This window comes from Streptomyces vilmorinianum (assembly GCF_005517195.1).
GTDB classification, from domain to species: domain Bacteria; phylum Actinomycetota; class Actinomycetes; order Streptomycetales; family Streptomycetaceae; genus Streptomyces; species Streptomyces vilmorinianum.
The window spans coordinates 5,510,867-5,525,176 of sequence record NZ_CP040244.1; the positions used below are offsets into that span (position 1 = coordinate 5,510,867).

16 protein-coding genes are annotated in these 14,310 nt (G+C 71.6%); 2 read left to right on the forward strand and 14 right to left on the reverse strand.

The window, feature by feature from the left end:
- Window positions 1–81 precede the first annotated feature (81 nt).
- From FDM97_RS25590 to FDM97_RS25625, 8 genes are all read right to left on the reverse strand, one after another.
- On the reverse strand, window positions 82–837 hold the full coding sequence (locus tag FDM97_RS25590) for a DUF3159 domain-containing protein (RefSeq protein WP_137992828.1): 756 nt from the start codon (window positions 835–837) through the stop codon (window positions 82–84).
- Between the two features lie 3 nt (window positions 838–840).
- Window positions 841–1,239 carry an OB-fold nucleic acid binding domain-containing protein gene (locus tag FDM97_RS25595; RefSeq protein ID WP_137992829.1) on the reverse strand — a complete coding sequence of 133 codons (399 nt, stop codon included), beginning with the start codon at window positions 1,237–1,239 and terminating at the stop codon, window positions 841–843.
- Between the two features lie 76 nt (window positions 1,240–1,315).
- Entirely contained in the window at window positions 1,316–2,002 is a 687-nt protein-coding gene (locus tag FDM97_RS25600; RefSeq protein WP_137992830.1) for a response regulator, read from the reverse strand.
- Between the two features lie 68 nt (window positions 2,003–2,070).
- On the reverse strand, window positions 2,071–4,617 hold the full coding sequence (locus FDM97_RS25605) for a sensor histidine kinase (protein ID WP_137992831.1): 2,547 nt from the start codon (window positions 4,615–4,617) through the stop codon (window positions 2,071–2,073).
- Between the two features lie 96 nt (window positions 4,618–4,713).
- Window positions 4,714–5,442 (reverse strand): ABC transporter ATP-binding protein, encoded by a 729-nt coding sequence (locus tag FDM97_RS25610; protein WP_137992832.1) that lies wholly within the window; start codon window positions 5,440–5,442, stop codon window positions 4,714–4,716.
- 144 nt (window positions 5,443–5,586) lie between these two features.
- Window positions 5,587–6,348, reverse strand: a complete 762-nt coding sequence (locus FDM97_RS25615) for a DUF3710 domain-containing protein (RefSeq protein WP_137992833.1) — start codon at window positions 6,346–6,348, stop codon at window positions 5,587–5,589.
- 1 nt (window position 6,349) lies between these two features.
- On the reverse strand, window positions 6,350–6,862 hold the full coding sequence (gene dut, locus FDM97_RS25620; RefSeq protein WP_137992834.1) for a dUTP diphosphatase: 513 nt from the start codon (window positions 6,860–6,862) through the stop codon (window positions 6,350–6,352).
- A complete protein-coding gene (locus FDM97_RS25625) occupies window positions 6,862–7,446 on the reverse strand; it encodes a PaaI family thioesterase (protein WP_137992835.1) in 585 nt (194 codons plus the stop codon). Before FDM97_RS25625 ends, dut begins: the two co-directional genes overlap by 1 nt.
- Window positions 7,447–7,504: 58 nt before the next feature.
- Here FDM97_RS25625 and FDM97_RS25630 point away from each other — a divergent pair, with 58 nt between their 5' ends.
- A complete protein-coding gene (locus tag FDM97_RS25630; protein ID WP_137992836.1) occupies window positions 7,505–8,038 on the forward strand; it encodes a DUF3093 domain-containing protein in 534 nt (177 codons plus the stop codon).
- Here the strand turns inward: FDM97_RS25630 and FDM97_RS25635 are convergent.
- From FDM97_RS25635 to FDM97_RS25650, 4 genes are all read right to left on the reverse strand, one after another.
- Window positions 8,035–9,021, reverse strand: coding sequence for a hypothetical protein (locus FDM97_RS25635; protein WP_137992837.1), 987 nt, complete (start codon window positions 9,019–9,021; stop codon window positions 8,035–8,037). The two genes, FDM97_RS25630 and FDM97_RS25635, sit on opposite strands and share 4 nt — an antisense overlap.
- Before the next feature lie 12 nt (window positions 9,022–9,033).
- On the reverse strand, window positions 9,034–9,330 hold the full coding sequence (locus FDM97_RS25640; RefSeq protein ID WP_003955561.1) for a DUF4193 domain-containing protein: 297 nt from the start codon (window positions 9,328–9,330) through the stop codon (window positions 9,034–9,036).
- A gap of 395 nt (window positions 9,331–9,725) precedes the next feature.
- Complete coding sequence (locus FDM97_RS25645) at window positions 9,726–10,961, reverse strand: sensor histidine kinase (protein WP_137992838.1); 1,236 nt, start codon at window positions 10,959–10,961, stop codon at window positions 9,726–9,728.
- Between the two features lie 4 nt (window positions 10,962–10,965).
- Window positions 10,966–11,619, reverse strand: coding sequence for a response regulator transcription factor (locus tag FDM97_RS25650; RefSeq protein WP_137992839.1), 654 nt, complete (start codon window positions 11,617–11,619; stop codon window positions 10,966–10,968).
- A gap of 380 nt (window positions 11,620–11,999) precedes the next feature.
- Between FDM97_RS25650 and FDM97_RS36030 the strand changes: the two genes are divergently transcribed.
- Window positions 12,000–12,173, forward strand: coding sequence for a hypothetical protein (locus FDM97_RS36030; protein ID WP_175439235.1), 174 nt, complete (start codon window positions 12,000–12,002; stop codon window positions 12,171–12,173).
- Between the two features lie 154 nt (window positions 12,174–12,327).
- On the opposite strand, the gene FDM97_RS25655 is transcribed toward FDM97_RS36030, so the two are convergent.
- Entirely contained in the window at window positions 12,328–13,128 is an 801-nt protein-coding gene (locus FDM97_RS25655) for an inositol monophosphatase family protein (protein WP_137995027.1), read from the reverse strand.
- Between the two features lie 21 nt (window positions 13,129–13,149).
- Window positions 13,150–14,277: a ferrochelatase gene (locus FDM97_RS25660; RefSeq protein WP_137992840.1), complete on the reverse strand. Its 1,128-nt coding sequence runs from the start codon at window positions 14,275–14,277 to the stop codon at window positions 13,150–13,152.
- Window positions 14,278–14,310: the final 33 nt, after the last annotated feature.

Sequence of the window (14,310 nt, forward strand, 5' to 3'; positions counted from 1 at the left end):
TACGCGTACGGGGAAGGGCCCGGGACCTGTCGAGGTCCCGGGCCCTTCCCCGTACGTACCCGCATACGCGCCTGACGGTGGCTACGCCTCGGGCTGCTGCGCCGCGGCCGCCTTGCGGGCCTTCTCGGCGGCCTCCTCGGCCTCCATCTCGGCGAAGACGTCGATCGGCGGCGGCGCCTTCGCGAGGAAGACCCACGTCAGGTACACGGCGAGCAGGAAGGGCGGGATCTTCAGCGCGACCAGCACCCAGCCGAACTGGGTCGTGTCGGCCCACCAGTACAGCGGGAAGAGAATCGCGCACTTGCCGAGCAGGATCAGGCCCCACGCCCAGCTCGCCTTCGCGTACGCCTTCTTGCGGCCGGGGTTGCGGGTCCGCCAGGAGAGGTTCTCCTTGAAGACCGGGCCCAGGATCAGGCCGATCAGCGGCACACCGGCGAGCGTGGTGATGATGTACGCGAGGCCGAGGCCCAGCGTGTACAGCATGCCCGGCAGATAGAAGTCCTTGGCGTTGCCGGTCATCATCGCGAAGACGACACCGAACGCCACGCCGAAGACCCCGCTGAACGCGTGCTTGACGGTGTCCCGGCGGATCAGCCGTACGGCGACGAGGACCAGGGAGACCGCGAGCGCCGCGATCGCCGAGATGTGCAGGTCCTTGTTGATGGTGAAGATCGTGACGAAGAGAAGGCCGGGCAGGACCGTCTCGATCATGCCCCGCAGGCCGCCGAAGGCCTCGAACAACGCTGCCTCGGTGACCTCCTTCGAGGCCCGGGGTTCCTGGGCGCCCTGGCTGTCCTGGGCGTCCTGATCCGTCGTCGGCTTGTCGAACGACGTCACCGGCTACTCCTGTCCGAGCGGTCGGAGCTCGTATTTGGGGTTGAAGAGGACCCGCCGGCCGTGGCTCATGGAGATCCGGCCGGAGGCGATCAGCTTGCGGCCCGGCTCGATGCCCACGATGGACCGCCGGCCCAGCCACACCACGTCCAGCGGGGCCGTACCGTCGAACAGCTCGGCCTCGAGGGCGGGCACACCCGCCCGAGGACGCAGAGTGACCGTGCGCAAGGTACCAGTCACCTTGACTATCTGGCGGTCGGAGCAGTCACAGATGCGTGTGCAGCCCGTCGCCTCGGCGTCCTCCTGGAGCTCGGCGGACTCCAGCTCCTCCTGGGAGGTGGACAGCCGGTCGAGCAGCCGTCGGAACCGTCCGGCCGGCTTCTCTGTACGCGGTGCAGCACTCATACAGAAAGCGTACCGGCCCCCGCCGACACGGGAACCGCCCGCTGCGGACGGGCTGTCCGCGCCCCGCCAGGCCCTGTCAGCGCTCGAAGCGGTAGCCCATGCCCGGCTCGGTGACGAAGTGCCGCGGATGCGAGGGATCGGCCTCCAGCTTGCGTCGCAGCTGCGCCATGTAGACCCGCAGGTAGTTGGTCTCGGTGCCGTACGACGGCCCCCAGACCTCCTGCAGGAGCTGCTTCTGGCTGACCAGCCGACCGCTGTTGCGCACGAGGACTTCGAGCAGGTGCCACTCGGTGGGGGTGAGGCGGACGTCGCGGCCGTCCCGGTTGACCTTCTTGGCGGCCAGGTCGACCGTGAACCCCTCCGTCTCGACCATCACCACGCCCTCCTCGCCGCCGCCGACCGGCTCGGCCCTGCGGACCGCGGCGCGCAGCCGGGCCAGGAGCTCGTCCATCCCGAACGGCTTGGTGACGTAGTCGTCGGCGCCCGCGTCGAGCGCCTCGACCTTCTCGTCGGAGGTCTGCCGTGCCGAGAGCACCAGGATCGGCACCCGGGTCCAGCCGCGCAGGCCCTTGATGACGTCGACGCCGTCGATGTCGGGCAGTCCGAGGTCGAGGACGACCACGTCGGGATGGCGCTCGGCGGCGAGCCGGAGGGCGGTGGCGCCGTCGGGCGCCGCGTCGACCTCGTACTTGCGCGCCTTCAGGTTGATCACCAGCGCGCGGACGATCTGTGGCTCGTCGTCGACGACGAGAACCCGGGTCATCGAGGGCATCCTTCTCTCTGTCTGTGCTTCGGGGGTCCGGCGTCCGTACGTCCGGGGGTCCGGCGCGGTCACAGGGCGACCCGGGCCGCCGGGCCGGTGGCCGGCTCCGGGAGCGGCCCCGCGACGGCCCTGAGGGTCAGGGTCATGGTCAGGCCGCCGCCCGGGGTGTCCTCGGCGGTGATGCTGCCGCCCATGGCGTCGACGAAGCCGCGGGCGACCGCGAGCCCGAGCCCGACGCCGGAGCCGCGCGGGGCGTCCCCGAAGCGCTGGAACGGTTCGAAGATGCCGTCCTTGCTCTCGTCGGGCACCCCGGGCCCGCGGTCGACGACCCGCAGCTCGACCCGGTCGCCCAGGGCGCTGGCGGAGACGGCCACCGGCACACCGGCCGGGCTGTACTTCACGGCGTTCTCGACGATGTTGGCGACGGCCCGCTCCAGGAGCCCCTTGTCGACCTCGACCATCGGCAGGCTCTCGGGGATGTCCAGCTCGGCGCTGCCGTCGGGAACCCCGCCCAGCGCCATGGGGACGACCTCGTCCAGGTCGACGGCGCGGATCACCGGGGTGACGGTGCCGGTCCGGAGCCGGGACATGTCGAGGAGGTTGCCCACGAGGGCGTCGAGCCGGTCGGCGCCCTCCTCGATGCCGGCGAGGAGTTCGGCCTGGTCCTGCTCGGACCATTCGACGTCGTCGGAGCGCAGGGAGGTGACCGAGGCCTTGATGCCGGCGAGCGGGGTACGCAGGTCATGGCTGACCGCCGCCAGCAGCGACGTACGGATCTTGTTGCCCTCGGCGAGTTTGCGCGCCACCTCGGCCTCCCCCACGAGCCGCTGCCGGTCCAGGACGACCGCGGCCTGGGCCGCGAAGGCGCCGAGCACCCGGCGGTCCTCGGCGGGCAGCACGCGACCGTTGAGGGTGAGGGCGAGGTGCTCGCCGACCGGCATGTCCACGTCCGCCTCCTCGGGGCGGCCGACCGGGCGCTGGCCGACGCTCGCCGCGCAGCTCCACGGCTCGACGTCGCTCGCGCGCTCCAGCAGGGCGACCGACTCCATCGAGAAGGTCTCCCGGACGCGTTCGAGCAGGGCTTCCAGGCTGGACTCCCCGCGCAGCACGCCTCCGGCGAGATAGGACAGGACCTCGGACTCGGCGCGCAGCCGGGCGGCCTGCTGGGTGCGCCGGGCCGCGAGGTCGACCACCGAGGCCACGGAGACGGCGACGGCGAAGAAGACGGCGATGGCGACGATGTTCCGGGGGTCGGCGATGGTCCACAGGTGCAGCGGCGGGGTGAAGAAGTAGTTGAGCAGGAGCGAGCCGAACGCCGCCGACGTGAGCGCCGGAAGGAGCCCGCCCAGCAGCGCCGAGGCCACGGTCAGCCCCAGGAACAGCAGCATGTCGTTGGCCAGGCCGAGGTCGGCGGCGACATGGGTGAGCAGCAGGGTGAGCAGGGCCGGGCCCGCGAGGCCGACGAGCCAGCCCCAGATCATCCGGGAGCGTCCGAGACGGGCGCCGCGGGCGACGGGCAGTCCGCGGCCCTTGGCGACCTCCTCGTGGGTGACGATGTGGACGTCGAGGTCGGGGCCGGACTCGCGGGCGACGGTCTGTCCGACGCCGGGGCCGAACACGTACTGCCAGGGCTTGCGGCGGCTGGAGCCGAGGACGATCTGGGTCGCGTTGACGCCCCGGGCGAACTCCAGAAGGGCGGAGGGTATGTCGTCGCCTATGACGTGGTGAAACGTGCCGCCGAGGTCCTCGACCAGGGTCCGCTGGACGGCGAGTTCCTTCGGGGAGGCGGCGGTCAGCCCGTCGCTGCGGGCGATGTAGACGGCGAGGACCTCACCGCCCGCGCCCTTCTCGGCCAGCCGGGCCGCGCGCCGGATCAGGGTCCGGCCCTCCGGGCCGCCCGTGAGGCCGACGACGATCCGCTCGCGCGCCTGCCAGGTGGAGCGGATGTTGTGCTCGCCGCGGTACTGCTGGAGGTACTCGTCCACCCGGTCCGCGGTCCACAGCAGCGCCAGCTCACGCAGCGCGGTCAGGTTTCCGGGCCGGAAGTAGTTCGACAGCGCCGCGTCGACCTTCTCCGGCTTGTAGACGTTCCCGTGGGCCATGCGGCGGCGCAGGGCCTGCGGGGACATGTCGACGAGCTCGATCTGGTCGGCGCGGCGGACGACCTCGTCGGGGACGGTCTCCTGCTGCCGGATGCCGGTGATCGCCTCGACGACGTCGCCCAGGGATTCGAGGTGCTGGATGTTGACCGTCGATATGACGTCGATGCCGGCGGCGAGCAGTTCCTCGACGTCCTGCCAGCGCTTGCCGTGGCGCGAGCCGGGCACGTTGGTGTGGGCGAGCTCGTCCACGAGGGCGACGGCCGGCTTCCTGGCCAGGACCGTGTCCACGTCCATCTCGGTGAAGGTGGCGCCCCGGTACTGCAGCGTGCGCCGCGGCATCTGCTCCAGGCCGTGCAGCATCACCTCCGTACGCGGACGGTCGTGGTGCTCCACGAACGCGACGACGACGTCCGTGCCGCGCTCCACGCGCCGGTGCCCCTCGGAGAGCATCGCGTACGTCTTGCCGACGCCCGGCGCCGCACCGAGGTAGATCCGTAGCTTGCCGCGTCCCATGCCCAAGACCTTACGTCCAGCGAAACGGACATACTGCATGAGAGGGAGGGCCCCGGAGCCGTATTGACGTGATCCTGATGGGGCCGGGGCGCGCCCTCAGCGCTCGATGATCTCGCCGTCGCCGAGTTCGAGCACCCGGTCGGCGAGACCGAGGAGCTGGGCGTCGTGCGTGGCCACCAGCGCCGTCACGCCCTCGCTGCGGACCACCGCGCGCAGGAGTTCCATCACCGCGAGTCCGGTCTCGGCGTCGAGCTGGCCCGTCGGCTCGTCGGCGATCAGCAGGGCCGGCTTGTTGGCCAGGGCGCGGGCGATGGCCACGCGCTGCTGCTGGCCGCCGGAGAGCTCGCCAGGGCGCTGGGCCGCGTGGTCGGCGAGGCCGACGAGGGCGAGGAGGAGGGCGACCCGCTCCTCGCGCTCCTTCGGGTCGGCCTTGCGCAGCCGCAGGGGTACGCCCACGTTCTCCGCCGCGGTCAGGATGGGGATGAGCCCGAAGGACTGGAAGATGAACCCGATCCGGTCCCGGCGCAGCTCCAGGAGACCGTTCTCGCCGAGTTCGGCGAGGTCCGTCCCGCCGATGGTGATCCGGCCGTCGTCCGGGCTGTCCAGGCCGCCGACGAGGTTGAGCAGGGTGGTCTTGCCGGAGCCCGAGCGGCCCTTGAGCGCGACGAGCTCGCCGCGCGGGATGTCGAAGGAGACGCCGCGCAGGGCGTGGACGGCCGCCGTGCCCGTACCGTACGAGCGGCGGAGGTTCTCGACGCGGACCATGGGTCCGCCGGACGGGTCCTCGGCCACCGCCGTGCCGGACCGCGCGCTGCTCTCACTCATCCCTGGCCTCCCCCTCGTCGCACATGTGCGCCCGTCAGTATGGGCCGGGGGGCGGCCGCCGGGCCAGCGTCCGGGAAACGCCGGTGGGCCGTGTCCCGTACGAGAGGTACGGGGCACGGCCCACCGGTCTTGCGCTCGTGGGGCTCAGCGGACCTCGGTGATCTCCGGTCCGCGCTGGAGCTGGCCCATGCCTCCGGAGAAGCGCGAGCCCTCCTGCTCCTCCTGCTGGACACCCTCGGGCACCATCTGCGCGTCGTTCGGGAGCTTGAGGACGATCGGGTCGCGCGGGGCCATGGGGCCCTCGCCCCGGACCACCACGGTGTCCCGGACGATCTGCTCCAGCAGACCGGCGGCCTCCGGCTGCACCGCGCCCTGGCCGGAGATCACTCCGCGCAGGAACCAGCGGGGGCCGTCGACACCCACGAACCGCACCAGCTGCACGCCGCGGTTGCCGTCGGGCAGCTGTACGGGGACCTGGGCACGCAGCTCCCAGCCCAGCGGGCCCTCGACCTCGTCGATGACACCGCCCTGCTGGGTGATGCCGGAGGCGATCTCCTCGCGGACCTCGCCCCAGATGCCTTCCTTCTTCGGTGCGGCGAAGGCCTGCAGCTGCACGGCGCTGTCGCGCAGCACCACCGTGGCCGCGACGATCGCGTCGCCCGCCACCTCGACCCGCAGCTCCATGCCCTCGACTCCGGGCACGAAGATGCCGCCCAGGTCCACCCGGCCCTCTTCGGGCTTGGAGACCTCGGAGATGTCCCACGGTCCGTCGGGCCGGGGCGCCGGCGGAAGGTTCACCCGACGCGGCGCGTCGGCCGTGTCGTCAGTGTCGACCTCGTCGACGACCTGCTCGGCCTCGCCCGCTGCGTCCACAGCGGCACCGCTCTTCTTGCGACGTCCGAACACGTCACTGTCCTTCCCGGTCGGATACGACCGAAGCGTATCGATTCCCACCCGTTGTGCCGTCCACGGCGGCATGACCGCCGGTGGACCCGAAGCCCCCCTCGGCCCGCGCCGAGCCGGGAAGCTCCGCGACCTCGTGGAAGCGCACCTTCTCGACCTGCTGGACGACCAGTTGGGCAATCCGGTCGAACCGTTCGAACCGCACACTCTCGCGCGGGTCGAGATTGACCACGATCACCTTGATCTCTCCACGGTACCCGGCATCCACCGTCCCCGGGGCATTCACGAGGGCTACTCCGCAGCGAGCGGCCAGGCCGGAGCGCGGGTGCACGAACGCGGCGTAGCCGTCGGGCAGGGCGATGGAGACCCCGGTGGGCAGCACGATCCGCTCTCCGGGGGCCAGGACGGCCGCCTCGGTGGTCACCAGATCGGCACCGGCGTCGCCGGGGTGGCCGTAGGCCGGGATCGGGACGTCCGGGTCCAGGCGCCGGATCAGTACGTCGACAGGGTTGCGCATCAGGGGTTCACCTCGAAGGCGCGGGCGCGCCGGACCTGGTCGGGGTCGGACATGGCGGCCTGGATCTCCTCCGGGCGGCCGTTGTCGATGAAGTGGTCGACCTTGACCTCGATGAAGAGGGCGTCGGCGCGGACGGCGACGGGGCCGTCGGGCCCGCCGATCCGGCCGACGGCGGTCGAGTAGATCTTGCGTCGGTGCACGGCGGTGACCTGGGCCTCCAGGTGCAGGACGGTGCCGACGGGGACGGGCCGGGCGAAGTCGGTCTCCAGCCGTCCGGTGACGGCGATGACCCGCAGCAGCCAGTTCAGGGAGCCGAGGGTCTCGTCGAGCGCGGTGGCGAGGACGCCGCCGTGCGCGAGGCCGGGGGCGCCCTGGTGGTCGGGGGTCACGGTGAACTCGGCGGTGACGCTCACGCCGTCGCCGGCCCTGGCCTCCAGGTGGAGACCGTGGGGCTGCCCGCCGCCGCACCCGAAGCAGAACTCGTAGTGCGCGCCGAGCAGCTCGCCGGGAGCGGGCGCGTCGGGGTGGCGTACCGGCGGTATGGCGTCGGCCGGCGGGGTGAGGGCGGCAGATGTTGCAGTCACAGCCGCAGACCTTACCCGCGAGGCCAGGCGCAGGTCGCGCCGTGCCAAGCTTGGACGTATGCAGCCTTCCGCATCGTCCTCCGTGCCGCGCTTCGACGAACGTCTGACCGCTCCCCGCTCCTGGTGGGTGATCGCGGCTCTGCTGGGCCTGTCCGGCGGTCTGATCATGTTCCCGCTGGGTACGGTCCCGATCCTGGGCGGGCTGATCGCGGCGGGGGCGCTGGCGGCGGTCGCCGTGTCCTCGTACGGCTCCGCCCGGATCCGGGTGGTGGCCGGTTCGCTGGTCGCGGGCGACGCGCGGATCCCGGTCCCGGCGCTGGGGACGCCCGAGGCGCTCGACGCGGAGGAGGCGCGCGCCTGGCGCACGTTCAAGGCCGATCCGCGCGCCTTCATGGTGCTGCGCAGCTACGTCCCGGGCGCGGTCCGCGTCGAGGTCACCGACCCGGCGGACCCGACGCCGTACGTCTATCTCTCCACCCGTGACCCGGAGGGCCTGGTCGCTGCCCTGGAGGCGGCGCGCGCGGAGAGCGCAGCGCAGGCCGAGAGCACAGCGGACGCCGAGAGCGCGCGGAGCGCGGGCACGGCGGGCTAGAAGCCGATCTCCTTGGGGTTCTCGGGCTGCTCCAGCGGGGGCAGCCCTTCCAGGGCCTCCCAGGGCACCTGGCGCGCCCGCAGATCCTTGCGGACGTGCTCGGCGAGCTTCTTGGTGTCGCGGCGGTTCATGACCGCGCCGACGGCGGCGCCGACCATGAACGGCATCAGGTTCGGCAGGTTGCGCACCATGCGCTTGGTGATCTGCTGGCGCAGCTCACGCTTGAGCTGTCCGCCGAGCGCCGCGTTGACGGTGGTCGGCTTCATGGGGTCGATGCCCCGCTCCTCCGCCCAGGAGGTCAGATAGGCCGTCGAGCGCTGGGTGAGCCCGCCGGGCGGCCGCAGTCCGTACACCTCGTGCAGCTCGGCGATGAGCTTGAGCTCGATCGCGGCGACTCCGGTGATCTCCGCCGCGAGTTCGGCGGGCATGGCGGGGGGCATGGGCAGCATGGCGGCGGCGCCGATGCCGGCGCCCACGGTCGAGCTGGCGTTGGAGGCGCCCGCGACGAGTTTGTCGGCGATCTGCTCGGGGCCGAGCCCGGGGAAGTGCTTGCGAAGGGTCGCGAGGTCCCGTACGGGAACGCGCGGGGCGATCTCGATGATCCGGTCGGCGAGATAGCCGATGCCGGCCTTGGCGCCCTCGCCGCCACGCTTCACGCCGCGTTTGACGGCGTCGATCCGCGCGCGGTCGAGCTTCATACGGTCCAGCTGGACGCGCGCCGGGTTGGCGACGCGCTTGACGGCGTCGAGACGGCGCCCGTCGCGCGGGGCCTCCCGTTCCACCGGGTCCGGTGTCACGACTGCTTCGAGCGAGGCCGAGGGGCCTCGCCCGTCGTCACGTGCGCCGGGGGAGGGCAGGAGGGCGGTCTGCTCGGCATGGGGGGCCTCGTGGGCACCCTCCGCCGGGCCTGAGCCGCCCTGATACGCCTCCGGCCTCCCGGGAAGCCGGAAGCGCCGCTTCCGAGACGGTGTGTCGCCTGCCACGGCCGACCGATCTCAGTCGCAGTCGCGGCAGATCGGCTGACCGTTCTTCTCCCGAGCCAGCTGGCTGCGGTGGTGCACGAGGAAGCAGCTCATGCAGGTGAACTCGTCGGCCTGCTTGGGCAGGACCCGTACGGCGAGCTCCTCGTTCGAGAGGTCCGCGCCGGGCAGCTCCAGGCCTTCCGCGGCCTCGAACTCGTCGACGTCGACCGTCGAGGTCGACTTGTCGTTCCGGCGGGCCTTCAGTTCCTCAAGGCTGTCCGAATCGACGTCGTCATCGGTCTTGCGTGGGGTGTCGTAATCCGTTGCCATGTCGCTCTCCCCCTCTGGGTGGTTGCGGTGTCTCCAGCGCACGTAACGCGTGAGAGGCCGGACTTGTGCCCGACCCGAGGCGGAGATTTTGCCTCACATCAAGGTCTGTTACTCAATCGACACCCAATTCGCCCTCTCACGAGTGATCGGGTTTGGGTGGCGAACGGGACCGTACACGGTCCACCTGCCGTCCTTCACGGGCGCCACCCCGTGTACTTCCCGTCATCCAGGGCCCCGGAAACCCGGACTTTTCCGGGTTTTCCTATGGAATTCTCGATCACGGAGAGTGGAGAGGCGGATGCGCGTCCCTGTGATCGATCACACATGAGCGTCTCAGGAACAGGACCAGAAAATTCCGCGCAAAGCGAACGGAACCGGCTGGTACCCGAAGTGTGTCAGATCGGGAGAGTGACACGCATCACGAGACCACCGCCTTCGCGGGGCTCCGCGATGATACGGCCCCCGTGGGCACGCGCGACGGATCGCGCGATCGACAGGCCGAGGCCGACCCCCTTGTCGCTGCCGGTCCGCTCCTGACGCAGCCGCCGGAATGGCTCGAAAAGGTTGTCGATCTCGTACGCGGGGACCACGGGCCCCGTGTTCGAGACCACCAGGAGCGCTTGGCCGTGCTGGGTCTCGGTGGTGACCTCCACCCAGCCTCCTTCCGCCACGTTGTACCGCACGGCGTTCTGGACCAGGTTCAGGGCGATGCGCTCCAGCAGGACGCCGTTGCCCTGGACGACGGCCGGGCCTCGCTCGCCGCGGATCTCCACGCCCTTGGCCTCGGCCTCCCCGTGCACCTGGTCGATGGCGCGCGAGGCGACCTCGGCGAGGTCCACGGGCTTGCGCTCGACGATCTGGTTGTCGCTGCGGGCCAGCAGCAGCAGGCCCTCCACCAGCTGCTCGCTGCGCTCGTTGGTGGCGAGCAGGGTCTTGCCGAGCTGCTGGAGCTCCACCGGTGCCCCGGGGTCGGAGAGGTGGACCTCCAGGAGCGTGCGGTTGATCGCCAGCGGCGTGCGCAGCTCGTGCGAGGCGTTGGCGACGAACCGCTGCTGGGCCGTGAAGGCACGCTCCAGGCGCTCCAGCATCTCGTCGAAGGTGTCCGCGAGCTCCTTGAGCTCGTCGTCCGGGCCGTCCAGCTCGATGCGGCGCGCGAGGTCGGATCCGGCCACCTGGCGGGCGGTCCTGGTGATCCGCCCCAGCGGGGAGAGCACCCGGCCGGCCATGGCGTAGCCGAAGGCGAAGGCGATGATGCTCAGGCCGAGCAGGGCGAAGAGCGAGCGGCGCAGGAGGTCGTCGAGCGCCAGGTCCCGCTGGTGCTGGAGACAGGCGGAGACGGCCTCGTTGAGCTGCTCGCCGGTACCGGACTCGGGCAGCCGGCACCAGGAGGTGGTCGGCTGGACCTGGCCGGTGACCACCTTGAAGGGCAGCTCGGAGACGCTGACGTTGAGCACCTGCGCGGTGAACAGGTAGATGATCGACAGCAGGAGGATGCCGGCGATCAGGAACATCCCGCCGTACAGCAGCGTGAGCCGTATACGGATCGTGGGACGCAGCAGCGGTCGGACCGGGTCCCGGGGGTCCCAGGTCGGCTTCGGGGGCGCCTGAGGAGGCGCGGGAGTCGCGGCCACCGGGTCAGATCCGGTAGCCGGAGCCGGGAACGGTGACGATGACAGGCGGCTCGCCCAGCTTGCGGCGCAGGGTCATCACCGTGACCCGTACGACGTTCGTGAACGGGTCGGTGTTCTCGTCCCAGGCCTTCTCCAGGAGCTGCTCGGCCGAGACGACCGCGCCCTCGCTGCGCATCAGGACCTCCAGGACCGCGAATTCCTTCGGCGCGAGCTGGACCTCCTCGCCCTCGCGGAAGACCTCGCGGCGGTTCGGGTCGAGCTTGATCCCCGCGCGCTCCAGGACGGGCGGCAGCGGCACGGTGGTCCGCCGGCCGAGAGCGCGCACGCGCGCGGTGAGCTCGGTGAAGGCGAAGGGCTTCGGGAGGTAGTCGTCCGCACCGAGTTCCAGGCCCTCCACGCGGTCGCTGACGTCGCCGGAGGCGGTGAGCATCAGGACGCGGGTGGGCATCCCCAGCTCGACGATCTTGCGGCAGACGTCGTCGCCGTGGACCAGGGGGAGGTCGCGGTCGAGGACCACGACGTCGTAGTCGTTGACCCCGATGCGCTCCAGGGCGGCGGCGCCGTCGTACACGACGTCGACGGCCATGGCCTCCCGGCGCAGTCCGGTGGCCACCGCATCGGCGAGCAGCTGCTCGTCCTCGACGACGAGTACGCGCACGTCGTTCATCCTTCCTGCGAGCCCCTGCCCCAACGCGGACCGGGCGGTTCATGAGCACTGACTGTGCGTATCCATCCTGCCCCGGACGCGCGTAAACCGGCTGTAAGGCGGCGTACGAGAGGAGTCCGGGGGCGCCGGGAGGGCCAGGGGGCGCGTGGGCGCATGCGTGGGGGCGGAGGGGGGCGTGCGAAGAATTCACCGGAATCACGGGCCAGTTGAGGTTTCTGTGAGGAATCTCCTGGGGAGGACGTCTGCACACCCCGCGATCACGCCCTGTTGTGGCACGCCACGAGCCCCTCTGTCCCCCAGAGGCCGCAGCGTGTGATCCACCCACCCTCGGCACACCCCCGTGCCACCGACCCATGACGAGGGGGCGCACGATGGACGCTTTCACCGCAGGACTGCTGCAGCGCATTAGGACTGCGCAGACCGACCTCACACGGGCACGCGAGACGGGCGACGACTTCCTCGCGGAGGTCGAGCAGGCCGAGCTCGACGACCTGCACCGCCTGGCCGCCGAGCATGGCGTGGAGGTCAGCGCCGCCGGCGCCTGACCCCAGGACGTGAGAGGGCCCCGGTGTCGACGACACCGGGGCCCTCTCACGTGCGCGGACCCGGCGGCCGGGTCCCAGGCCCGAACCGCTGCCCCGAACCGCCGGCCCGGACCGCCGGCCCGGACCGCCGGCCCGGACCGCCGGCCCGGACCCGCTAGTCGTGCCAGGCGCCGAACTCCTCCAGAAGCGCCTGGAGCGGCTCGAAGACACCGGGCGGGGCCGCGACGGCCAGCTCGCCCGACGGGGCCTCTCCGGGCCGTCCACCGGTCAGGGCGCCCGCCTCGCGGGCGATCAGGTCACCGGCCGCGAGGTCCCAGGGGTTGAGCCCGCGCTCGTAGTAGCCGTCGAGCCGGCCCGCGGCGACGTCGCAGAGGTCGATGGCCGCCGATCCGCCGCGGCGGATGTCACGCAGCCGCGGGATCATGCGCTGGGCGATGTCCGCCTGGTGGGCGCGGCGGGTCTGGACATAGGCGAAGCCGGTGGAGATCAGGGCCTGGTCCAGCGGGGGCGCGGGCCGCACGGCGAGGCGGCGCTCGCCCGCGTACGCACCGCCGCCGAGCACCGCCCGGTACGTCTCGCGCCGCATCGGCGCCTCGACCACTCCGACGACGGTCTCTCCGTCCCGCTCGGCGGCGATGGAGACGGCCCAGGTCGGCAGGCCGTAGAGGTAGTTCACCGTGCCGTCGAGGGGGTCGATCACCCAGCGGATTCCGCTGGTGCCGGGGCTGGCCGCGCCCTCCTCGCCGAGGAAGCCGTCGTGCGGCCGGTGCTCGGAGAGGAAACCGGTGATCAGCTTCTCGGCGGCGATGTCCATCTCGGTGACCACGTCGATGGGGCTGGACTTGGTCTTGGCCACCGTCAGGTCGTCCGGCCGGCCGTCACGCAGCAGCGCGCCGGCCCTGCGCCCGGCCTCCAGGGCGAGGTCGAGCAGTTCGGTCAGCAGGGGGTCGGTCATGGGCTCGGTCACAAGCGCTCCTCAGGCGTACGGGCTGTCGGCGCCGGCCGCCGCGGGCCGTTCCGCCCGTGCCGGGCAGCAGCCGATCGGGCAGAGGTCGTGGGAGGGCCCGAGGGCGCCGAGGGCGCAGCGCTCGGTCCTGAGCCCCCGCTCGCTCGCGGCCCGTTCCAGGACGAGGTCCCGCACGGCCGCCGCGAACCGGGGGTCCGCACCCACGGTCGCCGAGCGGCGTACCGGGAGCCCCAGTTCGGCGGCCTTGGCGGTGGCCTCGGTGTCGAGGTCGTAGAGGACCTCCATGTGGTCAGAGACGAACCCGATCGGGACCATGACGACGGCCGGGACCCCGGCGCCGTACAGCCCCTCCAGGTGGTCACAGATGTCCGGTTCCAGCCACGGGATGTGCGGGGCGCCGCTGCGGGACTGGTAGACGAGCTGCCAGGGGTACGCGACGCCGGTCTCCTCGCGGACCGCGTCGACGATCACCCGGGCCACGTCCAGGTGCTGCTTCACATAGGCCCCGCCCTCGCCGTGGTCACCGACGGGACCGGACGAGTCGGCCGCGGAGTCGGGGATCGAGTGGGTGGTGAAGGCGAGATGGGCGCCGGCCCGGACGGACTCGTCGAGCTCGGCGAGCGAGGCGAGCACCCCCTCGACCATGGGGCCCACGAAGCCGGGATGGTTGAAGTAGTGCCGGAGCTTGTCGACCCGGGGCAGCGGCAGTCCCTCCGCCTCCAGCTCCGAGAGCGCGTCGGCGAGGTTCTCGCGGTACTGTCGGCAGCCGGAGTACGAGGCGTAGGCACTGGTGGTGAGCACGGCGATGTGGCGCCTGCCGTCGGTGACCATCTCCCGCAGGGTGTCGGTGAGATACGGCGCCCAGTTCCGGTTTCCCCAGTAGACCGGCAGGTCGAGCCCGGCCCCCGCGAAGTCCTCGCGCAGCGCGGCGAGCAGCGCGCGGTTCTGGTCGTTGATCGGGCTGACGCCGCCGAAGCGGAAGTAGTGCTGCCCCACTTCCTTCAGCCGTTCCTTGGGGATGCCTCGGCCGCGGGTCACGTTCTCCAGGAAGGGGACCACGTCGTCCGGGCCCTCGGGGCCGCCGAAGGAGAGCAGCAGAAGAGCGTCGTACGGGGCGGGATCGTGCTGATCGGACATGGCATTGATCCTCCCACCCGCCTGTGACAGCCC